Origin of the sequence: Flavobacterium sediminis, assembly GCF_003148385.1 — a bacterium.
Taxonomy (GTDB): Bacteria; Bacteroidota; Bacteroidia; order Flavobacteriales; family Flavobacteriaceae; genus Flavobacterium; species Flavobacterium sediminis.
Genome location: NZ_CP029463.1, coordinates 1,918,227 through 1,943,096 on the forward strand (window position 1 = coordinate 1,918,227; position 24,870 = coordinate 1,943,096).

The window sequence follows — 24,870 nt, forward strand, 5'->3', positions numbered from 1 at the left end:
ATCATGAAAGTGATTTTTAGCTTAAAAAAAATTTTCTATTTCATTTTATTTTTTTCAATGAGTTTCTCATTTGCTCAAAATGGGAAGTTATCAGGAAATGTTAAAGATGATTTTGGGAATCCACTATTTGGAGTTAATCTAACCATTGAGAACACGTCTAAAGGTGCTTCAACAGATTTTGAGGGTAATTATGTAATTAATGATGTGCCATCTGGGAATGCTGTTGTTGTTGCAAGATATCTTGGGTTTAAAATGATAAAGAAAGAAGTTCTTATTGAAGGAGAAACGACTTTAGATTTTGTTTTACAAGAAGATGCAACTGAATTACAAGATATTGTTGTTACGGGAGTTGTAAATAAAGCAACAAAATTAAAATCTAGTGTTTCTATTACATCGGTTAATATTGAGCAAGTAGAACAGACCGCCCCTAGATCTACAGCAGAAATTTTTAGAACCATTCCAGGTATTCGTTCAGAGTCTTCTGGTGGTGAAGGAAATTCGAATATTTCTGTTAGAGGGGTGCCAATTTCTTCTGGAGGTTCAAAATATTTGCAAATACAAGAAGATGGGTTACCAGTGCTTTTATATGGTGATATGTCCTTTGCAACAGCAGATATTTTTACGAGATTTGATAGAAATATAGCAAAAATTGAAGCTATTAGAGGTGGTTCAGCATCTACTTTATCGTCTAATTCGCCTGGTGGAATTATTAATTTTATTAGTAAAACTGGTAGGACAGAAGGAGGTAGTTTAGCAACAACTTTTGGCGTAGATTATAATTCTTTTAGAACAGATTTAGAATATGGTACTAAAATCGGGGAAGGATTATACTTTCATGTCGGTGGATTTTATAGGTTAGGAGAAGGAGTGAGAAGTCCAGGATTTATAGCAAATAATGGTGGTCAAGTTAAGTTTAATATAACCAAAGAATTTGAAAAAGGATCTATTACAATTTATACTAAATTTTTAAACGATAGGGCTGCAGCTTATATGCCAATGCCAATACAAGTAACTGGAACAAACTCAGATCCTAATTGGGGAAGTGTTAGTGGTTATGATGCTACTTCTGGAACGCAACAGTCAATTTATTTAAATCATAATGTAGGTCTAGGTCCAGATGGACAATTAAATAGAACTGCAGTAAGTGATGGAATGCATCCTGTTTCAAAATCTATAGGAGCCAATTTGGATTTCAATTTAGGAGAAGGTTGGAAAGTGAATAATAACGGTCGATTTTCGGCTAATAGCGGACAGTTTATAGCTCCTTTTCCAGCACAAGTAGCAACTGCTGCTGAGATTGCAGATTCGTTTGGAGTGGGTTCAACCTTGACTTATGCTAATGATGGTTCTCTTTTTAATACTGCTAATGGATTAGTTTCAAGAATCCATATGTTTGATGCTAAATTAAATAATTTAAATAACTTTATGAATGATTTGAGAGTGTCAAAACAATTTAATGAAATTGGTTTAGGAATAACTGCAGGTTATTTTAAATCGATTCAAAATGTATCAATCTCTTGGTTGTGGAACTCTTATCTTCAAGAAGTGTCTGATAATAATCCTCGTTTAATTAATGTTACTGATGCGGGAGGGAATTTATTATCAGAAAACGGATTATATGCTTATGGGACACCATTTTGGGGTAATTTAGCTAGAAATTATGATACACAATACAATGTTTCTGCTCCTTATTTGAACGTAGCTTTAGACATAAATGATGATTTAATTGTAGAAGGTGGAATTCGTTATGATAAAGGTAGAGTTAATGGTTCATTTGCTGGAGGAACTAGTACGACTTATGATATCAATAATGACGGATCTATTTCAGTCCCTGAACAAAATGTATTTGCAATTGATAATGCTAATACAACGGCTGTAGATTATGAGTACAGTTATGTGTCCTATACTTTCGGAGCTAATTATTTGTTAAATGAACAATCATCTGTTTTTGCAAGATATAGTAAAGGAGCTTCTGCTAAAGCAGATAGGATTTTGTTTTCAGGTTTAAATTATTTAGATGGTGATAAAATTAATGCAAGAGATTTTTTAGCCCAATTAGAGATTGGTTATAAAAGAAAATTCACAAATGGTTATGTATTTGTAACAGCTTTCCAATCGACAACAAATGAAGAAGGAGGCTTTGAAGCAACATCAAATAGAATTATTGAGAATGATTACAAATCATTAGGTTTAGAATTAGAATCTTCTTATAATGTAACTGAAGATTTAAATCTTAGAGGTGCTTTTACTTATACAAAAGCAGAAATTACTTCTGGACCAAACGATGGTAATGAAGCTAGAAGACAACCAAAATTAATGTATAATTTTATTCCGACATATAGTTTTTCAAAGAAGAAGAATACATTTGGATTAAGCTTTATAGGACAATCTAAAGCATTCGCGCAAGACACTAATGAGTTAGTAATGAATGGTTTTGTCATTGTGAATGGCTTTTTAGAATTTACTTTAGTAAAAGATTTAGCATTAAATATTGCAGGGAATAATTTATTTGATACACTGGCAATTACTGAAGCAGAAGAAGGAAGTATAACAGATAATACAACAAATATTGTAAGGGCTAGACCTTTACCTGGTAGATCATTATCAATGGCTTTGTCATATAGATTTTAAATTTTTAGTTAGATTTTTATTAGATAAATCCCTATACCTAAAAGTATACGAATTTTAGGTATGGGATTTGTTTTAATAACTTGAGTTAAAACGGAATAGCAAACTTTACATATTACGAATAATGATAAAAAAAGTAAAACTGAGTTTTTGGCAAATCCTAAACATGAATGTTGGTTTTTTTGGAATTCAGTATAGTTTTGGTTTGCAACAAAGTGCCGTAAATCCTATCTATGATTTTTTAGGAGCAACTCCAGATGAAATTCCGTTATTAAATCTTGCTGGTCCAGTGACAGGATTATTGGTTCAACCTATAATTGGAGCATTAAGCGATAAGACTTGGCATCCAAAATGGGGACGTAGGAAGCCTTATTTCTTAATTGGTGCGTTGTTGTGTAGTTTAAGTTTAATAATGTTTCCTTTTAGTAGTTCTTTATGGATGGCAGCTGGTTTACTTTGGATTTTAGATGCAGGGAATAATATGGCAATGGAACCTTATCGTGCTTTTGTAGCGGATAAATTAATTCCAGAACAACAGCCTCTTGGATTTCAAATGCAAAGTTTTTTTACAGGTTTTGGTCAAACGTTGGCTAATTTATCACTATTTATTTTTCCTTTAATCATTGTAGGGAAAACAGGTTCTTTGCCTACATGGGTTTATGCCTCTTTTTTCTTAGGTGCAGCTTGTTCAATAGGCTCTATTTGGTGGAGTATGAAAACAACTTCTGAAATACAACCTACGGAAGAAGAATTAGCGTTGATAAAAAGTAAAAAAAATGGCCTTTTTGAACCGTTAATTGAAATCTTTTCAGCCATTGGAGCTATGCCAAAAGTAATGTGGCAACTGGCTTTAGTTTATTTGTTTCAGTGGTATGCTTTATTTTGTTATTGGCAAAATTCCTCAAAAAGTATAGCGCTTTCGGTTTGGAATGCAACTCCTAAGTCTGATCCTGAAGCTTATGAAAAGGCGGTAAGTTGGACAGGTCTAGTTAATGGTTGGTATAATGTAGTTACATTTTTAATTGCATTTGTTTTAGTTGGTTTTGCAAAAAAATATGGAGCAAAATGGGTGCATGTTTTTTGTTTGTTATTAGCAGCTATAGGGTTTCTTATTTTTCCTCATATAGAAAATAAAAACTTCTTATTTTTCGCGATAACAGGTTTTGGAATTGGGTGGGCGAGTATGATGGGAATACCATATTTAATGGTGGTTTCTGATATTCCTAAAGAACGTTATGGAGTTTACATGGGAATTATTAATATGATGATTGTAATACCAATGATTGTCCAAAACCTTTCATTTGGTTATATATTAAGAACTTTTTTAAATAACGATCCAAGAAATGCAATAACATTTGCAGGGGTTTTATTAGCACTAGCTTCAATTTGTACTATGTTAATTAAGAATAAAAAAGAAATTAAGAAAGCATAAATAGTCATGGAAACTATATACTATGATAAAGCAATAGAATTATTGCATAAAGTGTCAACACCAAATGGGTTTTTAGCAAGTGCAGAAAACACTTCTAATTATCAAAGAGTCTGGGCTCGCGATGGTGTAATTTGTGGATTAGCTGCTTTAGCTTCAGGTGACGAAAAATTAATTAAAACATTTAAAAACACACTTGAAACATTAGCTAAATACCAACATGAATTAGGAACAATCCCATCTAATGTGTTAATAGGTGTCGATAAAGTAGATGTGAGTTATGGTGGATTGGCCGGTAGAGTAGATGCAGTAACTTGGTTTATTATTGGTGTTTGTCAATATGCTTTTCATACAAAAGATGATTCCTTTATTTGGAAACATGAGAATGAAATAGAAAAAGCATTACGATTATTAGAAGCTTGGGAGTTTAATAATAGACACCTAATATATGTTCCGTTATCTGGTAATTGGGCAGATGAATATATAACTGATGGTTACGTTTTATACGATCAATTACTTCGTATTTGGGCTTTAAAATGTTATAACTATTTTAAAAAAAGCAAAACTATTTCTGTTAAAATTGAAAAAATTGAAAAGCAAATTGAAATTAATTTCTTACCTAATTCTGAAGGGCAAAAAATTCATGAAAGAGCTTATTACGAAATGGATTTCCAAGATTATTTGCCCTGTTCTTTCTCTCCATCAGGATATAAAAATCAGTTTGATGCTTTTGCAAATTCATTAGCTTTATTGTTAAATATCGGAACGAAAAAAACTCAAAATAAAATCGTTAATCATTCATATGATTTAGCATTAAGTACAAAGTTAGGATTGCTTCCAGCTTTTTGGCCCCAATTTTTGAAAATGATGAACATTGGAACTTACTAAAAGATAATTGTAAATATGAGTTTAGAAATTATCCTTATGAATTTCATAATGGAGGAAGTTGGCCAATGGTGAATGGTTTCTTTGGTTTAGCATTACTTTTTAAATCAGAACAAACAAAAGCAAAAGCTATTTTAGATAGAATAAATGAAGCGAATTCATTAAATGATTTTTCTTTTTTTGAAAATTTTAATTCAAATACTTCAATGCCAAACGGAGTATCTTTCTGCGCATGGAGTGCAGCAGCAGCAATCTTACTGCAACAATCTTTATGTACTAATTTTAAAATCTTACTGTAAATTGAAAACAATAGATATAATATGTATAGGTGAAGTTTTAATTGATTTGATTGGTCATCAGATGAATACCTCAATAAATAGAACTAAAGATTATCATCGGTTTTTAGGGGGGTCTCCTACTAATGTAGCGGTTAATGCATCAAAAATAGGTTTAAAACCTTTACTTGTGGCTTCTTGTGGACAAGATGGTTTTGGGGATTATATTATTAGAAAACTGAAATCAAACTCTATTGATATGTCTAGTATTAAAAAAGTAAATACGGAACCAACGTCGGTGATTTTTGTTTCAAAATCGACAGATACACCAGATTTTATTCCTTATAGACAAGCAGATTGTAATATAACAATCGAGCAATTAACAGATGATAGTATTGAAAAAGCAAAAGTTTTTCACACCACCTGTTTCGCATTGAGCAAGAATCCTGCAAGAGAAACTATTTTAAATAGGGCTAAGAAGGCAAAAGAATTGGGAGTTCAATTAAGTATAGATATTAATTTTTCAGAAAGAATTTGGCCGGATAGAGAAGAAGCTAAACAGGTTTTAAGTTACTATTTATCAAATGATCCGCTAGTTAAATTAAGTGAAGACGATTGTTACAGGCTATTTGCAGAAGTAAAATCAGAAACATTTATTTTTGATTATTTTCATAATTTAGGAGTCACCACAATCTGTTTAACAAAAGGGAAAAAAGGAGTTGTAGTTTCGGATTTAAAGAAAGGTCTGTTTTTTCAAGAAGCTATATATGTAAAAGAAGTAAAAGATACTACTGGCGCTGGAGATGCTTTTTGGGCTGGTTTTTTATATGCTCAAATAAATAAAAAAACAATAGAAGAATCTGTTACAATTGCTCAAAAACTGGCTTCTATAAAACTTCAAAATATAGGGAATCTTCCAAATGATATTGATTTAGAGTAAATTTTAAACACCTAATATTTGATGCCAATCACAAATTTTGTAATAAAAAGATTGTTCTTTTGCTTCTTATTTAGTCAAAATTTACCAAATGATTGCCAAAACTATATACAAGCCTTTACTAATCAAAGTGTTCCTTTTAATGTTTCTAGATCTGGAATTAATGATTTCTGGAATACAAAAGGATTTGATGAATGATTTGGAAATCAAATATTTATTTACATTTTTGATAGATGTTGAAAATTATTAAAGCAAATTTCTTCCTTGTTCTCAAGGTTGGGACGGTACTTTTGATGCAATTAACATGCCTTCATCGGATTATTGGTATATAATAAATATGATAAATGATCGAGTACAAAAAGGGGATTTTTCATTAAAAAGATAATCAAACGAATATTTTTTTCATTTTTATAAAAGAGTAGTCCTAAAATTTTTTTCTTTCAAAGCTTATTTTAACTTTGTAAGTTCATATAAAACTTATTATATGCATAAAGATACAAAAAGAAGAGAAGCTTTATTATACCACGCTAAACCCGTACCGGGGAAAATAGAAGTGGTACCTACTAAGAAATATGCAACACAGAGAGACTTATCATTAGCCTATTCACCGGGAGTTGCTGAACCCTGTTTAGAGATTAAAAAAGACGTAAATAACGTTTATAAATATACTACAAAAGGAAATTTAGTAGCCGTGATTTCTAACGGAACTGCCGTTTTAGGTCTGGGCGACATCGGAGCAGAAGCCTCAAAACCCGTGATGGAAGGAAAAGGCTTACTTTTTAAGATTTTTGCCGGTATTGATGTATTTGATATTGAAGTAGGAACTAAAGATATAGAAGAGTTCATTCAGACGGTAAAAAATATTGCACCTACATTCGGAGGGATCAATCTGGAAGACATTAAAGCACCTGAATCCTTTGAGATTGAAAGAAGATTGGTAGAGGAATTGAATATTCCTGTTATGCACGATGATCAACACGGAACAGCGATCATTTCGTCAGCGGCCTTGTTGAATGCTTTGGAATTAGCCGAAAAGGAAATCGATAAGATTAAATTAGTAGTTTCCGGAGCAGGATCAGCAGCCTTAGCTTGTGCTAACCTTTATGTACTGTTAGGTGTAAAAAGAGAAAATATCTACATGTTTGATAAAGACGGCATGTTGACAACCAACAGAACGGATTTATTAGACGTTCAAATGCAATATGCTAAAGACTGCGAGCCTATGACATTAAGCGAAGTCATAAAAGGAGCTGATATGTTTTTAGGGTTGTCAGTAGGGAATGTGCTGACGCCGGATATGCTTTTGGCAATGAATAACGATCCGATTGTATTTGCTATGGCAAATCCGGTGCCGGAGGTCGATTATAATCTGGCGGTAAGCACACGTAAAGATATTATTATGGCAACCGGACGTTCTGATTTTCCTAATCAGGTGAATAATGTGCTAGGTTTTCCTTATATTTTCAGAGGTGCGTTAGACGTAAGAGCGACTAAAATTAATGAGGAGATGAAGATGGCAGCCGTTCACGCTTTGGCGAATCTGACAAAATCACCGGTTCCGGAGCAAGTGAATATTGCTTACGGAGAAACAAAATTAACATTCGGTAGAGATTATATCATTCCTAAACCTTTTGATCCGAGATTGATCGCAACCGTAGCTCCGGCTGTAGCAAAAGCGGCTATGGATTCGGGCGTAGCTCAAATGGAGATTTTAGATTGGGAAAAATATGAAATTGAGTTGTTAGATCGTTTAGGAGCAGATAATAAAATGCTTCGTTTGCTGATGAATAGAGCTAAAACAGATCCGAAACGAGTTGTTTTTGCTGAAGCTGATCAGTTAGATGTTTTAAAAGCGGCTCAGATAGTTTATGAAGAAGGAATAGGGATTCCGGTTTTGTTAGGAAATAAAGAAACTATTCAGGAGTTAAAATCGGAAATAGGTTTTGATGCTAATGTGGCAATTTTAGATCCTAAGACTAAGGATGAAGACGAAACAAGAAAACGTTACGCTAATTCATTCTGGAAAAAACAACAACGAAAAGGAGTTACGCTTTTAGAAGCCGAAAAATGGATGAGAGAGCGCAATTATTTTGCTCTTATGATGGTTAATGAGGGAGAAGCAGATGCTTTGGTGACAGGGTATTCCAGAAGTTATCCGGCGGTTGTGAAACCTGTTATGGAACTGATTCCTAAAGCGGCAGGGGTTTCAAAAATTGCAACAACCAATTTAATGATGACAAAGCGCGGTCCGCTTTTCTTGGCAGATACAGCAATTAATCCGGATCCTAGTGCGGAAGATTTAGCAAAAATAGCCTTAATGACGGCTAAGACGGTTAGAATGTTTGGTATGGAACCGATCATGGCAATGGTATCTTTTTCAAATTTCGGTTCTTCCTCAAAAGAAACGGCTAAAAAAATCAGAGAAGCAGTAGCGTATTTGCATAAAAATAATCCGGAACTGATCGTAGACGGAGAAATTCAAACGGACTTTGCATTAAATTCTGAGATGTTGAAAAGTAAATTCCCGTTCTCTAAATTGGTGAATAAAAAAGTAAATACGTTGATCTTCCCTAATCTGGATGCGGCTAATATTACTTATAAATTGATGAAGGAATTAAATGAATCTGAATCCATTGGACCTATCGTTTTAGGATTAGATAAACCGGTTCACATTTTCCAATTAGGAGCCAGTGTTGAAGAAATGGTAAATATGGCGGCGGTAGCTGTTGTTGATGCTCAGGAAAAAGAGAGAAAAAATAAACATACAGAAAAATAATTTATAATGATAACCCATATTCAAGGAAGATTAGTCGAAAAAACACCTACTGATGTTGTGATTGATTGCAATGGAGTGGGTTATCTTATTAATATTTCACTTCACACATATTCTTTACTTCCAGATTCTGAAAATTTAAAATTATTTACTTTTTTACAGATTAAAGAAGATGCACATACACTATACGGTTTTGTTGAAAAACAAGAAAGAGAATTGTTTAAATTGCTTTTATCGGTTTCAGGAGTAGGTGCAAGTACAGCGAGAACAATGTTGTCTTCCATTCCGCCCACTCATATTATTCAGGCAATCGCATCAAATGATGTGGCCACTATTCAAGGGATAAAAGGGATCGGAGCTAAGACAGCACAGCGTATCATATTGGATTTAAAAGAAAAAGTGTTAAAAGTTTACAATTTAGACGATGTTTCGGTTGTTGTAGACAATACAAATAAAGAAGAAGCGTTATCAGCATTAGAAGTTTTAGGTTTTGCCAGAAAAGCTGCTGAAAAAGCAATTGACAAAGTTTTTAGAGATGTCCCAAATGCCTCAGTAGAACAATTAATTAAAGAAGCATTAAAAAATTTATAATTTGGAACAGACTTATACAAAAAATTCACTAAGTAGTATTATTTCTATTTTTAGAATTTTATTCTTTTTTGCTCCGGTTATTTCTTTTGCACAAACAGAAGAACAGGATTCTATTAAAACAGGTGTCGATGTCGGAAAGATAGAAGTTCCGAACCCTAAAAGTATTGTCGAAGCCTATACTTATGATCCCATAACAGATCGTTATATTTATACCCGAACTTTTGACGGTTTTAACATTAATTATCCAATGGTTTTAACACCGGAACAATATCAGGAATTGGTGTTAAGAGAGCAAATGCGTGAATATTATCAGCAAAAATCTGCAGCGATAGACGGTAAAAAAGAGGGAAGTGAAGAAGCTAAAAAGGACCTGTTGCCAAGGTATTATGTAAATTCTAAGTTTTTTGAAACTATTTTCGGTAGTAATACCATTGATATTAAACCGACAGGTTCTGTAGAAATAGATTTAGGGGTACGTTTTACCAAACAGGATAATCCGGCACTTTCTCCAAGGAACAGAAAAACCACAACTTTTGATTTTAATCAGAGAATTAGTGTAGGTTTACAAGGGAAAGTCGGAACCCGTTTAAATGTAAATGTTAACTACGATACACAGTCTACCTTCGCTTTTCAAAACCTGATCAAGCTAGAGTACGGTTCCAATGAAGATGATATCTTACAAAAATTAGAAGTGGGAAATGTTAGTTTTCCCCTGTCTAATTCGTTGATACGTGGTGCTCAAAGTTTATTCGGTGTAAAAGCACAATTTCAATTTGGAAAAACGACTGTAACTGGCGTTTTTTCTGAGCAAAAATCTCAGACAAAGACGGTAACATCACAAGGTGGCGGAACAGTGCAAGAGTTTGAATTATTTGCATTAGATTACGATGCGAATCGACACTTTTTCTTATCACAATATTTTAGAGATAAATACGATAGAGCTTTAAGAAACTATCCGGTAATAGATAGCCGGGTTCAGATTACTCGTATTGAAGTTTGGGTTACCAATAAACAGAACAGAGTTAATTCTACTGAAAATAATATCCGAAATATTGTGGCTTTACAAGATTTAGGAGAAGGGCCGTTGACAAATTTAGCTTCTCAGGAAGTTGTTGCTATAGATTTAGGAGCTAATGCAGGCTTTTTCGGAACAACATCTTTGGATACGCCGACTAATAACGGTAACAATCAATTCAATCCTAATCTGATAGGAAGTAATTACCTGAATTCAAATATTAGAGATGTTGCCACGGCAAATAACGGATTTAATATTTCAGGGATAGAAGAAGGAACTGATTATGCCAAGTTGGAAAATGCCAGAAAGTTAACAACTTCAGAATATACTTATAATCCGCAGTTAGGATATGTGTCTTTAAATCAGAGTTTGTCAAACGATGAAGTGTTAGCTGTAGCTTATCAATATACAGTTGGAGATCAGGTATACCAAGTGGGAGAATTCGGAACCGATGGTGTAGATGCTACTAATGTTGATAATTCAGGTGTTCCGAGTTCGCAGGCACTTATTCTTAAAATGTTAAAGAGTAACCTTACTCTGGTGACTAATACGGTTTCATCCGGGAGCTATACTATGCCGGTTTGGAATTTGATGATGAAAAATATCTATCAGATACCGGGAGCCTATCAATTACAACAAGAAGATTTTAAATTAAATATATTTTATACAGATCCTTCACCTTTAAATTATATTACAAAAGCGAGTAGCACTGCACCGAATTTGCCTGCTGATGTTGAGGAAACACCTTTGTTGAGAGTGTTTAATGTGGATCGCTTGAATTATACCAATGACCCGCAGGAAGGAGGAGACGGTTTCTTTGACTTCTATTCCGGTATTACAATAGATGTTCAATACGCTAGAATTATCTTTCCGGTAAAAGAACCTTTCGGAGAGCATTTGTTCGGTAAATTAAATGATAATACAGCTTCAGAAGATTATACAGATCCTTTGACATACAATGAGAATCAATCAAAGTATGTATTTAGAACGATGTATACCAAAACACAAGCTGCTTCATTGCAGGAAAGTGAAAAGAATAAATTTCAGTTCAAAGGACGATTCAAATCTACGGGAGGAGACGGTATTTCCATCGGAGCCTATAATATACCGCAAGGATCGGTAGTAGTTACTGCCGGAGGTAGAACTTTAGTGGAAGGAGTAGATTATACAGTGAATTATCAATTAGGTAAAGTTCAGATACTCGATGCTTCATTGCAGGCTTCTAATACACCGATCGAGATTTCTGTTGAGAACAATTCCGTTTTCGGTCAGCAAACCAAGCGTTTCTATGGGGTTAATGTAGAGCATCGTTTCAATAAAGATTTTATGGTCGGAGGTACTTTTCTGAAACTATCTGAAAGACCTTTTACGAATAAGTCAAATTACGGACAGGAATCAGTAAATAATACGATCATCGGGTTTAATACTAATTTCTCTACGGAGGTACCTTTCTTAACCAGATTAGTAAATAAATTACCGAATATTGATACAGATGTGCCTTCAAACGTGTCTTTCAGAGGAGAAATAGCATATTTGATGCCGGATGCTTCTAAAGCAGATCAGTTCAATGGAGAGCCAACGACCTATGTTGATGATTTTGAAGGTTCTCAATCTACAATAGATTTGAGAACAGCATCAAGTTGGACACTTGCCAGTGTACCTCTGGAAGGAAATTTTGACGGAGACCCTACAGATAATGAGTCAACGACTGATGATATTCACATTGGTGACAAAAGAGCACATTTAGCTTGGTATTCAATTGATCCGGTCTTTTATTCTCAGACCCCGGGTGGGATAAGCGAAAATGACTTGTCATTAAACAGAACACGTCGTGTTTATATGAGTGAGCTATACCCTAATACGGATGTTGCTCAAGGGCAAAGTAATGTTGTAAATACATTAGACCTTTCGTATTTCCCTAAGGAAAGAGGGCAATATAACTTTAACTCTTCTATTGCACCTAATGGCGGGATATTTTCGGATGTCGATGCGCCGGACAACTGGGGTGGTATAATGAGAGCGATCAGTACGACAAATTTTGAACAATCAAATGTCGAGTATATCCAGTTCTGGATGATGGATCCGTTTTATAATAACGGAAATCCGGATGATTATGTAGATCCGACGAATGTGGGGAAACTCGTAATAAACCTTGGTGAAATATCAGAAGATATTCTGAAAGACGGAAGAAAACTATATGAAAACGGATTGCCGGAAGCAGGTGCAATTGAGCCGACCATTCAAACCAGTTGGGGACAAATTCCAAGTTCTCAGTCTTTGATCTATGCTTTTGATACGGATCAAGCCAATAGAGATGTGCAGGATGCCGGATTCGACGGATTATTAGATGCAGACGAGGCGGCGAAATTTACTGAATATGCAGGTTATGGTGACCCGGCAGGGGATAATTACCAGTTTTATTTAAGTGCTACAGGTGATGTTATCAATAGATATAAAAGTTATAACGGTTTTCAGGGAACTCTCCGGTAAATGTTACTGATGCAGATAGAGGGAATACAACATATCCGGATGTTGAAGATGTGAACAGAGATAATACGATGAATACCATAAACGCATATTTTAAATTTGAGGTTCCGATACAGTATTATCCGTCAACGTCAGACGGAGTTACCATCGGACAAAATTATGTGGTAGATGCGCGTATAGATAACAGCATTGCTCTGCCAAACGGACAAACAGGTAGTGCAAGATGGATTTTATATAAAATTCCGATCCAAGATATAGAAAATGCAGAAAAAATAGGGAACATTGAAGATTTGCGATCTATCCGTTTTATGAGAATGTACCTGACAGGATTTAAAGATGATATCACACTTCGTTTCGGAGCTTTAGATTTAGTACGAGGAACATGGAGAAGATACACAAGTACTTTAGATGCTAATGATACAAACCCTGATGATGATGAAACCGGTTTTGATGTAGTTTCTGTAAATATTCAGGAAAACACAAATCGTTATCCTATTCCTTATGTTTCTCCTCCTGGAGTAACAAGAGAACAATTGTACAACAACAATACTGTTATCAATCAGAACGAACAAGCTTTGTCGTTGAGAGTTTATGATAAACTGGGAGGCTATGTAAATGGATTGGAACCCGGAGATTCAAGAGGGGTGTTTAAAAATGTAAGTGTAGACATGCGTCAATATAAAAAGATACGTATGTTTTTACATGCGGAAGCATTACCGACACCTCCTGAAACCCTGCCTTTACAAGACGATCAGATGATAGCCTTTATACGTTTCGGTAATGATTTTACTGAAAATTTCTATCAAGTGGAAATTCCGTTGAAAGTAACCGGTCAGAATGCTGTTACTGCGGAAGATATCTGGCCGACGGATAATGAAATAGAGTTGCCATTGTCTTTACTGACTAAATTAAAAGTGATGTTAATCAATAATGATTCTTCGATTATTTATGATGCAAACGGAATTGGTTACGTTGAAGAAGAAGCAATCGGGTCTGAAAGTAGTAAATTGACATTAGGTATTAAAGGTAATCCTAATTTCGGATTGGTACGTACTTTAATGGTGGGTCTTAAGAACGGAAGTAGTCAGATTATTCGAGGAGAAGTATGGTTTAATGAGCTTCGATTGTCGGATATGGATAATAAAGGAGGCTATGCTGCCGTAGCTAGTTTGGATTCTAATTTAGCTGATTTTGCGAATGTCTCAGCAACAACAAGAGTTAGTACAATAGGTTTCGGAGGAATTGAAGAAGGTCCGAATGAACGTAGTAGAGAAGATCTTTTTCAGTACGATTTAGTCACGAATGTAAACTTGGGACAATTATTGCCTAAGAAATGGGGTATCAATCTGCCATTCAATTACGGAGTCGGAGAAACAACTATTACACCGAAATATGATCCGTATTATCAGGATATAGAATTGCAGGAGTTGATAGATATAACAACTGATCCGGATCAACGTTCTAACATTGAAAACAGAGCAATAGACTATACAAAACGGACAAGTGTCAATTTTATTGGGGTTAAGAAAAACAGAGCGCCTGAACAGAAACAGCATTTTTATGATGTGGAAAATCTGACGTTGTCATATTCGTATAACGAAACAGAACACCATGATTATGAAGTAGAAAGTTTGTTAGATCAGCAGAACAAAAGTACTGTCGACTATGCCTATTCGTTCAAACCGGCAACCTTTGAACCGTTTAAAAATTCTAAAAAGTTCAAGAAAAACGGATACTATAAAATGCTGTCTGATTTTAATTTTAATTTCTTGCCTTCAAATGTTGCTTTCAGTACAAATATTATAAGGCAATACAACAGACAACAATACAGATTGGTCGATGTTCAGGGGATCGGACTGGATCCTTTATATAGAAGAAATTACTTCTTTAATTATAATTACGGGTTCAATTATACCATCTCTAAATCACTGAAATTAAATTTCCAGGCATCACGAAATAATATAGTACGCAATTATCTGAATCAGGACGGAACTTCAGACAATACATTAGATATTTGGGATAACTATTGGGATATAGGTGATCCGAATCAGTTCAATCAGAAGTTAACGGTTAACTATGATTTGCCGATCAATAAGTTACCGATATTCAGTTTTGTTAAATCCACGTATACTTATACGGGAGATTATAATTGGCAACGTTCATCAGATGCTTTTACATCGGTTACAACGGAAAGCGGTGCTGTATATCAACTGGGGAATACGATTCAGAATGCTAATTCCCATAAGTTGAACACATCATTCAATATGGAGGCTTTTTATCGTTATATCGGATTAACAGGTAAAAAGAAACGAAAAAATGTACCGGCTAAAAAAGCAGCAGTGCCTTTACCGGGACAAAAGATTTCGGCGGCTGCAAAATCAAACGAGAATAAAGATGGCAATATTTTTATTAATGGTTTGAAAGGAATTTTAACAAGTGTGAAAAATATTCAGATCAATTATAGTGAAACAAATGGTACTGTTTTGCCAGGGTATTTACCGTCTTTAGGCTTCTTCGGTTCAGCAAAACCAAGTTTAGGATTTGTTTTCGGTAGCCAATCTGATGTTCGCTACGAAGCCGCCAGAAGAGGTTGGTTGACCAATTATCCGGAATTTAATCAAAGTTTTACACAGGTAACCAATAAGCAGCTCAATTTTACAGCTCAGATGGAATTATTTCCGGACTTGAAAATAGACTTAACAGGAGATAGAATGTACGCCGACAATTTCTCTGAACAATATGATGTAAGCAATGGACAGTATAATTCCCGATCACCCTATAATTACGGAAACTTCAGTATTTCTACTATCCTGATCAGAACCTCTTTTACGCAAAGTGATGTTAATTTCTCGCAGGCATTTCAGGACTTCAGAGATAATAGAATTGTAATAGCAAACCGATTAGCGGAAAAGTATTACGGGACAACAACCTTTCCTACTGATGCCGAAGGATATCCGGTAGGATTCGGAAAAAATAGTCAGCAAGTATTGTTGCCGGCTTTCATTGCGGCATATTCCGGTTCAGATGCATCTAAAGTATCTACAGGCTTATTTAGAGATATACCATTGCCAAACTGGAATGTGAAATATACCGGATTAATGCGCTACAAATGGTTTAAAGATAAGTTCAAGCGTTTTTCGTTACAGCATGGGTACAGAGCAAGTTATAATATTAATGCGTATACCTCTAATTTGAATAGTTCGCCGGTAGATGCTAACGGTAATTTCTATGCTTCGAAATTAATGTCTAATGTTAACTTAACGGAACAGTTCAGCCCGTTAATGAGGGTTGATTTTGAAATGAAGAATTCTATACGCATATTAGCTGAAATGAAAAAAGACCGAACGTTGAACTTGAGCTTTGATAATAACCTTTTGACTGAAGTAAGCGGAAATGAATATACCATTGGTCTGGGATATAGAATTAAAGACGTGACTATTAATTCCGCCTTGGCTGATAACCCGACAGGAGTCATAAAAAGTGATATCAATATTAAAACTGATTTTACATTAAGAAAGAATAATACAATTGTTCGTTATCTGGATTATAATAATAATGAATTAGTCGGAGGTCAGGATATGTGGTCTGTTAAATTAACGGCAGATTATTCTTTCAGTAAAAATTTCACGGCTATCCTATATTACGATCATCAATTTACTAATGCTGTAGTCTCGACTTCTTATCCGATAACAAACATAAGAGCAGGCTTTACGTTGCGTTATAGTTTTGGTAATTAATTTTATATCGGGAGTTTATTTGTTAATCCCTTAATAATTGTATTTTTTTTGATTCATAAATTAAAAAAATAACAAAAAAGCTATTTTACATTTGAATTATTACAATTACATTTGTGCGTCTAACTAAAATGAATAATAATGAATATTCCAACCAATTTAAAGTACACAAAAGACCACGAATGGGTTCTTGTTGATGGCGATGTAGCGACTGTAGGAATCACTGATTTTGCACAAAAAGAATTAGGTGATATTGTTTACGTAGAAGTAGAAACTTTAGATCAAACATTGGCTAAAGATGAAGTTTTCGGAACAGTAGAGGCTGTTAAAACTGTATCTGATCTGTTTTTGCCGTTATCAGGAGAAATTTTTGAATTCAATGAGGATTTAGAAACTACACCGGAAAATGTTAATACCGATCCTTATGGAGACGGTTGGATGATTAAAGTAAAAATCAGCGATGCTTCAGAAATAGACCAATTATTGTCAAGTGAAGATTATGCAGCGCTTATCGGAGCGTAAGTTTTTCTTTGTTGCAATCCTCTGGACATTAGCAATTACTTATTTAAGTCTTGTTAGTATTGATACGGAATCGGCAGGATCCTTTTTGCCGATCCCTAACAAAGACAAGATCGTACACTTTTTATTTTATTTTTTCTTTGTGTACTTTTGGAGCAAGACCTTTAAACAAAGTGATAAAATTTTTTATATAGTAATAGTTGCTGTTATTTATGGCATAATTATTGAGGTTTTACAAGGAGTGTGTACTGTAAACAGGCAAGCTGATTTTTTTGATGTTTTGGCAAATACCTGTGGAGCAGTGCTGGCGATGTTAATTTTAAAGCCTAAGCTTTAAAAGAGTTTATCTTAAAAAAATTTTATTTCAATAGTATAAATAACTATATTAGCAGCTCAAAATTGTAATTATGGAACTAAAGAAGAATCCTGATGTAGACCCGAAGAGAAATAGTGGACTCTATTTTTTAATTGGATTAACCTCAGTGTTAGCATTGACGTATATTGGAATTGAGATGAAAACTTATGAGAAATCGGTAGAGACTTCAAATGAGTTTATCACAGATAACAATGTTATTGATGAAGAGGAAACAATTATAACTTTGCCTCCGGTTCAAAGGTTACCACCACCACCACCACCGGCTCCGGAAGTGATCGAAGTGGTAAAAGATGAGATCAAACTGGAAGAGAAAAAGATAGAAACTACTGAAGTACAGGAGGATAAACCTGTTGTAGTGGTAAAAGCATCTGAAGTAGGCGGAGAAGGTGATAGTTTGGATGATATTCCGGATGAGATGCCGTTTGCAGTAATCGAAAACATTCCTGTTTTTCCGGGGTGTGAAGGTTTGCCGAAAAACAAACAAATGGACTGTTTTAACGAGCACATGAACAAGCACATTAAAAAATATTTTACTTATCCTGAAAGAGCTGCCGAAAATGGTTCTCAAGGTACAGTGTCGGTTCAGTTTACGATCGATAAAGAAGGAAATGTGGTTGATATCTTGACCAGAGCAAGAGGTGTAAAAGCCGATTCGGATTTATTGGAAAAAGAAGCAAAACGTATCATTTCTAAGCTACCTAAGTTTACTCCCGGTAAACAAAGAGGAAAACCGGTTAAAGTAAAATACGGTTTGCCGATTACTTTTAGATTACAATAATTTATCAAAAATAAAAACAGAATCCCATCCTAAGTGATGGGATTTTTTTTGGCATAACATTTGTATTCTCTTACTAAAAAAGTGTTAACCTAAAAATCGTATTATGAGACAAAATGTTGACTTTGGTAAGAAACAAAAGCCTTTAATGATCTTTTTTCAAGTGGGCTTGATTGCAGTGTTAGTTGTGGTGTTATTTGCATTAGAATTTCGTTTTGAGAAAATAATTCATACTTACAAACCGGGTGTGGAGATCGAAATAACTGATGAAGAGGCTTTTTCTTTTGATCCTGTTAATATTATAAGAGAAGAAAGAAGTAGTGAAAAGGTGGTAGCAAAGGTTGAGCCAAAGCCTGCTGATTTAAGTGAAGTTGAGATAAAAAAGAACGAAGTGGAAATAGAAGAGCCTGAAGAAGAGGAGGTGCAAGAACAAGTTACCGAATCGGTAGAGGCAGTGGTTGAATCCGGAAAAAACCAAAGTGAGAGTCAAAATAGTTCGGTTGCAAATAATATGCCTCAAAAAAAGGCTCCTACCTTGTTGACAGTAGAGGTGTTGCCGGCTTTTCCGGCTTGTAAAGGGTTGCCCAGAAACCAACAAATGCAATGCTTTGAAGAGCAGTTACGGAAAGCAGTTTCTAAAAATTTGATCTACCCGGAAGACGATTATAGTGCAGGAAGGCAAGGAGTTGCCTTAGTTGAGTTTACGATTAATGAAAAAGGAGAGTTCTCTGATGTTAAAGTTTTAGAGAATAACAAGAGAACAACGGCAACATTAGAAATGATTAGGGCGGCAGAGAAAGCGGTGAAGAAGTTGAAAAAAATTAATCCGGCCAAACAAGGTGATGCTCCTGTAAAAGTGAAGTATACTTTGCCGATAGGTTTTAGAATTCAATAAAAGCCGAAATAATATTCTAAAAAGAATCCCAATTGTTTGGGATTTTTTTATTTTTACCCCAAATATATCTTGGTTATGAATATTAAGCAATATTTAGATTCTACCTATCTTAAAACGGCAGAACAGGCAGGGATTTTACCTGAAGAAAATGAAAAAGTAGTGGAAAAAGCCATTCAGGAAGCTATTGATGAGAATTTTAAGTTAATCATGATTCGTCCGGAATTTGTGGCAAAAGCCAGAAAGATGATTAATGAGGCTCAGTCAAAAGTAACGATCGGAACGGTAATCGATTTTCCGAAAGGAGCGCAGTCGTTAGAATATAAAATGGCGGAAGCAACTAAAGCCATTGAGGATGGGGTTGATGATCTGGATTTTGTTATCGATTATGAAGCGTTTAAAAGGGGAGAGCTTGAGTTGGTTAAAAACCAGGTTCTGGCTTGTACCAAATTAGGATTAGAACACGGAAAGATCGTAAAGTGGATCATTGAGATTGCTGCGTTGGACAACCATCAGATAGTGCAGATATCTGCTTTGATCAAGAATAGTATTGTAGCACATTTTAAAGAGGACGAATACGAAAATGTTTTTGTTAAATCGTCAACCGGTTTTTATCCGACACCAAATGGAGAGCCTAACGGCGCTACTATTCCGGCGGTAAAATTAATGATTGAAAATTCATTTCCTTTGCCTGTTAAAGCGGCCGGAGGGGTGCGTACATTTGACGAAGCAGTGGAAATGATAAAATTAGGCGTTAAAAGGATCGGGACATCAGCTGCAAAAGTTATAGCAAACGGCGGAATTTCACAATCTGGATATTAATTTGAATTGAAAATAGTATAATGAGAAAAATCTTTATCCTTTTATTTTTGTTTTCGTTGGCTGCAACTGCTCAAAAAGGGGGCAGAAATGAACAACCTCCTGTTTTTGAAAAATGTAAAGAAGTAAATCAGAATGAGTTAGAAGCGTGTTTTTATAATACGGTACAGGAGTTTGTATACAATAATTTTGAGGTGCCTGAAAGTACTTCAAAACGAAATTATACAGGAGATGTGTATGTGTTGTTTGAAGTGGATACAACAGGAACAATAAAGCCTTTGTATATTGACGCCGTTGACGAAGAATTGAAAAAAGCAACAGAAGAGGTTTTTCAAAAAATGCCTAAGCCGGAGCCGGCTACTTTTTCAGGAAGAAAAGTATATGCAAAGTATACGGTAAAAATTGCAATCCCGCTCGAAGCGCCTAAACCTTACGGGACAAAAGAGGAGGATGAAGGTCAGGATAAAAGTAATACCAAACTTATAGATAATTCAAAAGAGCTAAAAGAGTTTGAGGCGGTTGCTGATAATTATAAAGAGTTTGAAAATCCACAGTTTAAAAGCGATCTGAATATTCCGTTTACGCATTTGAATTATATGAATTTTGATGCGCTTATGAATCAGGTAGGAGCTAATAACCATACGGCAGTAAAACCGTATTCTTATGCCGAAGTAGCTAAATATTATGATTTTGAATCGGTTTACAAGAGTCAGTTAAAAGATAAAAGTACCTGGTTGGGAAGAAAACTTTGGAATGAAAATTTAGTAGCGATTCAGGGTGAAGGATATTGGTTTACACTTAATCCTGTAGTGGATTTCCGTTTAGGTAAAGATACAGACAGTGAGTTGTCCAATACTTTTGTGAATACGCGTGGAGTACAGATACAAGGAGGTTTGGGTAAACAACTGACATTTTCGGCATCTATTTATGAAAGTCAGGGAAGATTTGCAGATTATTACAATGCTTATGCAGAAAGTATAAAGCCATCGGGAGGAAACCCGGCAATCATTCCGGGAATCGGTATCGCAAAACGATTCAAAGAAGATGCTTATGACTTTCCTATGGCAGAAGCGAATATCAAATACAAACCTAGTGAATTTATTGATCTGCAACTGGGCTACGGGAGAAATTTTATAGGAGACGGTTACCGCTCATTGTTGCAGAGTGATGCTACAAGTCCGTATCCGTATTTCAAGATCAATACAACATTTTGGAAGATCAAGTATACAAATACTTATATGTGGTTAAAAGATGTTCGTCCGGATGTAACTGTCGACGGGACCTATGCAACGAAATACATGGCAAGTCATTATTTGAGCTATAATGTTTCAAAACGATTAAATATTGGTTTGTTTGAAAATGTAGTTTGGACCAATACAAATGATAGAGGTTTTGATATGAATTTTGTCAATCCGGTTATATTTTACAGAGCTGTTGAATTCTCCTCGTCTTCAAAGTCAGGGAATGCAGTTTTAGGTGCGACAGCAAAATACAAATGGAATAATCAGATTAATTTTTACGGTCAATTCTTGTTAGATGAATTTGCGATAGGAGATGTAAAAGCCGGAAATAAAAGTTGGCGTAATAAATTCGGTTACCAAATCGGAGCGAAATACTACGATGCTTTTAAAGTGAAAAATTTAATGCTTCAATTGGAATACAATCAAGTACGTCCGTATGTATACTCACATAGTAACCCGATCACTAATTATGCGCATAATAATATTAGCATGGGGCACCTTTGGGGGCTAATTTCAGAGAGTTGATTGGTATCGCTCGTTATTTTAAAGGAAGATGTTACGGTGAAGCTAAGTTGATTTACGGTCAAAGAGGTTTTGATTATAATACAGCTGCAGATTCCTATAATTACGGAGGAAATATATTTTTAAGTTATGAAGAGGATCGTCCGTACGATACCGGTGTTACAATCGCACAGGGAAATAAAACGAATGTAATGATTGCAGATTTGCAATTGGGGTATATCGTGAATCCTGCTTCTAATTTGAAAGTGTTCGGAACATTTATGTATCGTAATTTTGATCCTACTGTTGAAACGGCTTCAACAATAAAAAGTACCACAACTTGGTTCTCTATAGGATTGCGTAGTGACTTGTTTAATTGGTATTTTGATTATTAAAATTTTTAACGTTAAAAACTACTGAGATTAAAAAATCTTCTTTGTATCTTTGCGCCCAAATAAAAAAATAATTTGAATTCCTTGAGTGCTTCAGTTGCTAAACCGTCCCTTTTTTCAAGTTTTGTTGCCATAACCAAAGCGCGTTTAGCAATTAGTGTTGTGTTTTCTACAGTAGCAGGGTTTTTATTGGGAGTTGAAGAGTGGAATGCCGGTTGTTGGGTGACAATACTATTGTTAGCAACAGGAGGCTATTGTATGGTTGGGGCATCTAATGTTTTCAATCAGGTGATTGAAAAAGACTTGGATGCATTAATGGATCGAACAAAAAGTCGACCTCTTCCTTCCGGAATGATCTCAAAACAAACAGCATTGATTCTCGGTTTTGTTTTAACCCTTGTAGGATTAGTGATCTTATACATTATAAATCCTAAAACAGCCATGTTTGGTGCTATATCGATCTTCATGTATGTGAGTTTGTATACACCGTTGAAAACAGTAACACCTTTATCTGTTTTTGTAGGAGCATTTCCGGGCGCTATTCCGTTTATGTTGGGTTGGGTAGCCGCTACAGGACATTTCGGTATCGAAGCAGGAACGTTATTTATTATTCAGTTTTTTTGGCAATTCCCACATTTTTGGGCTATTGGTTGGTTTCTGTATGAAGATTATGAGAAAGCAGGGTTCTATATGTTGCCAACAGGTAAAAGAGATAAAAAAACAGCCTTACAAACAATACTTTATACTTTTTGGACGATCGCGGCTTCTTTAATTCCGGTTTTTGGTTTTACAGGGAGGCTACATCTTTCCGTTGTGGCTGCTGTTATAGTAGCCCTTTTAGGGTTTTGGATGTTGTTTTATGCTGTTAAATTATATAAAGAGATGGATGCTAAAGCAGCACGAAAACTAATGATTGTAAGTGTTTCATACATTTCTTTATTGCAGATTATTTATGTAATTGATAAGTTTATTCATTAAGAAATGGGAACAAATAATTCATATAAGGAAAACGAAACACAAAAGGGAAAGACCTATAAAATGTTGCTCATTTTCGGAATGATCAGTATTTTGATGATTTTCGCGGGCTTAACCAGTGCTTATGTTGTTAGTAAAACAAGACCGGACTGGTTATCTGATTTTAAATTGCCTGTTGCTTTTTCTGTGAGTACGGCTCTGTTACTGTTGAGTAGTGTTACATTTATTCTTGCTAAGAAAGCAATTAAAAAGGATAACAGAAGCTTAACGACAATGATGCTTTGGGCTACTTTAGTTTTAGGTATCTTGTTTGTGGTGTTTCAGTTCAAAGGATTCAATGAAGTAATTGCAGAAGGTTATTATTTTACAGGTAGTGAGAGTAATATCACAACTTCATTTTTATACATAGTGGTGATTGTGCATTTGGTACATTTACTAGGTGGATTTATTTCGTTGTTATACGTAATTTATAATCATTATAAACAAAAATATAATGCCTCACAAACCCTTGGGATTGAACTAAGTGCGATGTACTGGCATTTTATGGATTTTATTTGGATATACTTGTTTTTATTTTTCTACTTTTACAAATAGAAAAAAAATAATAAATTTGGGAACTTTTTAACAATTTAATATAATATGGGAGCGACAGTTACTACAAATGAACACGCTTTGTTAGACGGAGGGCCGGGTCCGTTAGGAGCTACCTATGGTAAGATGATGATGTGGTTTTTTATCTTATCAGATGCCTTAACATTTTCTGGATTCCTTGCAGCATATGGTTTTTCAAGATTTAAGTTTATTGAAACTTGGCCAATAGCCGATGAAGTGTTTACACACTTTCCTTTCTTACATGGAGTAGATGCTCCTATGTATTACGTTGCATTGATGACGTTTATTCTTATTTTCTCATCTGTTACTATGGTTTTAGCTGTTGATGCAGGACATCAATTGAAAAAGACCAAGGTAGCGGTTTACATGCTTTTGACAATTGTCGGAGGTTTTATCTTCTTAGGTTCTCAGGCTTGGGAATGGAAAAACTTTATCAAAGGAGAATACGGAGCTTTAGAAACAACCGGAGGTTCTGTTCTTCAATTTGTAGATAAAGACGGTAAAAGAGTAGCTTTGGCAGATTTTGCAAAAGTTTTACCGGAAGAAAGAGAAACATTAACTCGTGATAAAGGAGTTTGGTTTATGGGGGAAAGTTCAATTCCTTCTTTTTCTGTAGCAGAAGTTGCGGAAGGATTCAAAGCCAATCCGGACATCTATATTCGTTCAGAATTTGTTAATAAAGATAAAAAGAAGATTGTTCTTTCAAGAGAAGAATCATTAAAGCGTATTGAAGATGCTAAATATGTAGTGGAAGGAGCTAATTTGGCTCATAATGAATACGGACATAAATTATTTGCTGATTTCTTCTTTTTCATTACAGGATTCCACGGTTTCCACGTTTTTTCAGGAGTTATGATTAATATTATCATTTTCTTTAACGTGTTGTTAGGAACTTATGAAAGAAGAGGAAGTTATGAAATGGTTGAGAAAGTGGGGTTATACTGGCACTTTGTGGATTTAGTGTGGGTATTTGTATTTACATTCTTCTATTTGGTTTAATTTTAGAAAAGATAT

17 protein-coding genes and 2 pseudogenes are annotated in these 24,870 nt (G+C 34.9%); all 19 read left to right on the forward strand.

Annotated features, from left to right (window positions below; genetic code table 11):
• Window positions 1-3 precede the first annotated feature (3 nt).
• The 19 genes and pseudogenes from DI487_RS08940 to DI487_RS09020 all read left to right on the forward strand — a co-directional run bounded on the left by DI487_RS08940 (window position 4) and on the right by DI487_RS09020 (window position 24,855).
• Window positions 4-2,631, forward strand: a complete 2,628-nt coding sequence (locus tag DI487_RS08940) for a TonB-dependent receptor domain-containing protein (protein ID WP_109569339.1) — start codon at window positions 4-6, stop codon at window positions 2,629-2,631.
• Between the two features lie 121 nt (window positions 2,632-2,752).
• Window positions 2,753-4,060 carry an MFS transporter gene (locus DI487_RS08945; protein ID WP_109569340.1) on the forward strand — a complete coding sequence of 436 codons (1,308 nt, stop codon included), beginning with the start codon at window positions 2,753-2,755 and terminating at the stop codon, window positions 4,058-4,060.
• A 6-nt stretch (window positions 4,061-4,066) separates the two neighbouring features.
• Window positions 4,067-4,945 carry a glycoside hydrolase 100 family protein gene (locus tag DI487_RS08950; RefSeq protein ID WP_245896328.1) on the forward strand — a complete coding sequence of 293 codons (879 nt, stop codon included), beginning with the start codon at window positions 4,067-4,069 and terminating at the stop codon, window positions 4,943-4,945.
• Window positions 4,903-5,241: a glucosidase family protein gene (locus tag DI487_RS16325; protein WP_245896330.1), complete on the forward strand. Its 339-nt coding sequence runs from the start codon at window positions 4,903-4,905 to the stop codon at window positions 5,239-5,241. The genes DI487_RS08950 and DI487_RS16325 overlap by 43 nt, the downstream gene beginning before the upstream one ends.
• A 1-nt stretch (window position 5,242) precedes the next feature.
• The gene (locus DI487_RS08955) at window positions 5,243-6,157 is read left to right on the forward strand and encodes a carbohydrate kinase family protein (RefSeq protein WP_109569341.1); all 915 of its coding nucleotides are present in this window, start codon (window positions 5,243-5,245) and stop codon (window positions 6,155-6,157) included.
• Window positions 6,158-6,431: 274 nt separating this feature from the next.
• Window positions 6,432-6,539, forward strand: a pseudogene (locus tag DI487_RS16330) (T9SS type B sorting domain-containing protein); the annotation flags it as partial.
• 99 nt (window positions 6,540-6,638) lie between these two features.
• Window positions 6,639-8,930 carry an NADP-dependent malic enzyme gene (locus DI487_RS08965; protein ID WP_109569343.1) on the forward strand — a complete coding sequence of 764 codons (2,292 nt, stop codon included), beginning with the start codon at window positions 6,639-6,641 and terminating at the stop codon, window positions 8,928-8,930.
• Window positions 8,931-8,936: 6 nt separating this feature from the next.
• Window positions 8,937-9,518, forward strand: coding sequence for a Holliday junction branch migration protein RuvA (ruvA, locus tag DI487_RS08970; RefSeq protein WP_109569344.1), 582 nt, complete (start codon window positions 8,937-8,939; stop codon window positions 9,516-9,518).
• A gap of 1 nt (window position 9,519) precedes the next feature.
• Window positions 9,520-16,757, forward strand: a pseudogene (gene sov, locus DI487_RS08975) (T9SS outer membrane translocon Sov/SprA).
• A gap of 138 nt (window positions 16,758-16,895) precedes the next feature.
• Window positions 16,896-17,276 (forward strand): glycine cleavage system protein GcvH, encoded by a 381-nt coding sequence (gene gcvH, locus DI487_RS08980; protein WP_109569345.1) that lies wholly within the window; start codon window positions 16,896-16,898, stop codon window positions 17,274-17,276.
• Window positions 17,254-17,610 (forward strand): VanZ family protein, encoded by a 357-nt coding sequence (locus DI487_RS08985; RefSeq protein WP_109569346.1) that lies wholly within the window; start codon window positions 17,254-17,256, stop codon window positions 17,608-17,610. Before gcvH ends, DI487_RS08985 begins: the two co-directional genes overlap by 23 nt.
• A gap of 70 nt (window positions 17,611-17,680) precedes the next feature.
• Complete coding sequence (locus DI487_RS08990) at window positions 17,681-18,427, forward strand: energy transducer TonB (protein ID WP_109569347.1); 747 nt, start codon at window positions 17,681-17,683, stop codon at window positions 18,425-18,427.
• A gap of 103 nt (window positions 18,428-18,530) precedes the next feature.
• Window positions 18,531-19,319, forward strand: a complete 789-nt coding sequence (locus DI487_RS08995) for a TonB family protein (RefSeq protein ID WP_109569348.1) — start codon at window positions 18,531-18,533, stop codon at window positions 19,317-19,319.
• A 75-nt stretch (window positions 19,320-19,394) separates the two neighbouring features.
• On the forward strand, window positions 19,395-20,138 hold the full coding sequence (deoC, locus tag DI487_RS09000; protein WP_109569349.1) for a deoxyribose-phosphate aldolase: 744 nt from the start codon (window positions 19,395-19,397) through the stop codon (window positions 20,136-20,138).
• A gap of 20 nt (window positions 20,139-20,158) precedes the next feature.
• Window positions 20,159-21,901, forward strand: coding sequence for an energy transducer TonB (locus tag DI487_RS09005; RefSeq protein WP_317046205.1), 1,743 nt, complete (start codon window positions 20,159-20,161; stop codon window positions 21,899-21,901).
• Window positions 21,877-22,272, forward strand: a complete 396-nt coding sequence (locus DI487_RS16630) for a hypothetical protein (RefSeq protein ID WP_317046206.1) — start codon at window positions 21,877-21,879, stop codon at window positions 22,270-22,272. The genes DI487_RS09005 and DI487_RS16630 overlap by 25 nt, the downstream gene beginning before the upstream one ends.
• Window positions 22,273-22,344: 72 nt before the next feature.
• Entirely contained in the window at window positions 22,345-23,247 is a 903-nt protein-coding gene (gene cyoE / locus DI487_RS09010; protein WP_109569350.1) for a heme o synthase, read from the forward strand.
• A gap of 3 nt (window positions 23,248-23,250) precedes the next feature.
• On the forward strand, window positions 23,251-23,838 hold the full coding sequence (locus DI487_RS09015) for a cytochrome c oxidase subunit 3 (RefSeq protein WP_109569351.1): 588 nt from the start codon (window positions 23,251-23,253) through the stop codon (window positions 23,836-23,838).
• Window positions 23,839-23,883: 45 nt separating this feature from the next.
• A complete protein-coding gene (locus DI487_RS09020) occupies window positions 23,884-24,855 on the forward strand; it encodes a cytochrome c oxidase subunit 3 (RefSeq protein WP_109569352.1) in 972 nt (323 codons plus the stop codon).
• Window positions 24,856-24,870: the final 15 nt, after the last annotated feature.

Excerpts from the sequence above, each read along its gene's own strand:
- DI487_RS08940 (WP_109569339.1), top strand. The coding sequence starts at position 4 with ATGAAAGTGATTTTTAGCTTAAAAAAAATTTTCTATTTCATTTTATTT.
- DI487_RS08945 (WP_109569340.1), top strand. The coding sequence starts at position 2,753 with ATGATAAAAAAAGTAAAACTGAGTTTTTGGCAAATCCTAAACATGAAT.
- DI487_RS08950 (WP_245896328.1), top strand. The coding sequence starts at position 4,067 with ATGGAAACTATATACTATGATAAAGCAATAGAATTATTGCATAAAGTG.
- DI487_RS08965 (WP_109569343.1), top strand. The coding sequence starts at position 6,639 with ATGCATAAAGATACAAAAAGAAGAGAAGCTTTATTATACCACGCTAAA.
- ruvA (WP_109569344.1), top strand. The coding sequence starts at position 8,937 with ATGATAACCCATATTCAAGGAAGATTAGTCGAAAAAACACCTACTGAT.
- gcvH (WP_109569345.1), top strand. The coding sequence starts at position 16,896 with ATGAATATTCCAACCAATTTAAAGTACACAAAAGACCACGAATGGGTT.
- DI487_RS08985 (WP_109569346.1), top strand. The coding sequence starts at position 17,254 with ATGCAGCGCTTATCGGAGCGTAAGTTTTTCTTTGTTGCAATCCTCTGG.
- DI487_RS08990 (WP_109569347.1), top strand. The coding sequence starts at position 17,681 with ATGGAACTAAAGAAGAATCCTGATGTAGACCCGAAGAGAAATAGTGGA.
- DI487_RS08995 (WP_109569348.1), top strand. The coding sequence starts at position 18,531 with ATGAGACAAAATGTTGACTTTGGTAAGAAACAAAAGCCTTTAATGATC.
- deoC (WP_109569349.1), top strand. The coding sequence starts at position 19,395 with ATGAATATTAAGCAATATTTAGATTCTACCTATCTTAAAACGGCAGAA.
- DI487_RS09005 (WP_317046205.1), top strand. The coding sequence starts at position 20,159 with ATGAGAAAAATCTTTATCCTTTTATTTTTGTTTTCGTTGGCTGCAACT.
- DI487_RS09015 (WP_109569351.1), top strand. The coding sequence starts at position 23,251 with ATGGGAACAAATAATTCATATAAGGAAAACGAAACACAAAAGGGAAAG.
- DI487_RS09020 (WP_109569352.1), top strand. The coding sequence starts at position 23,884 with ATGGGAGCGACAGTTACTACAAATGAACACGCTTTGTTAGACGGAGGG.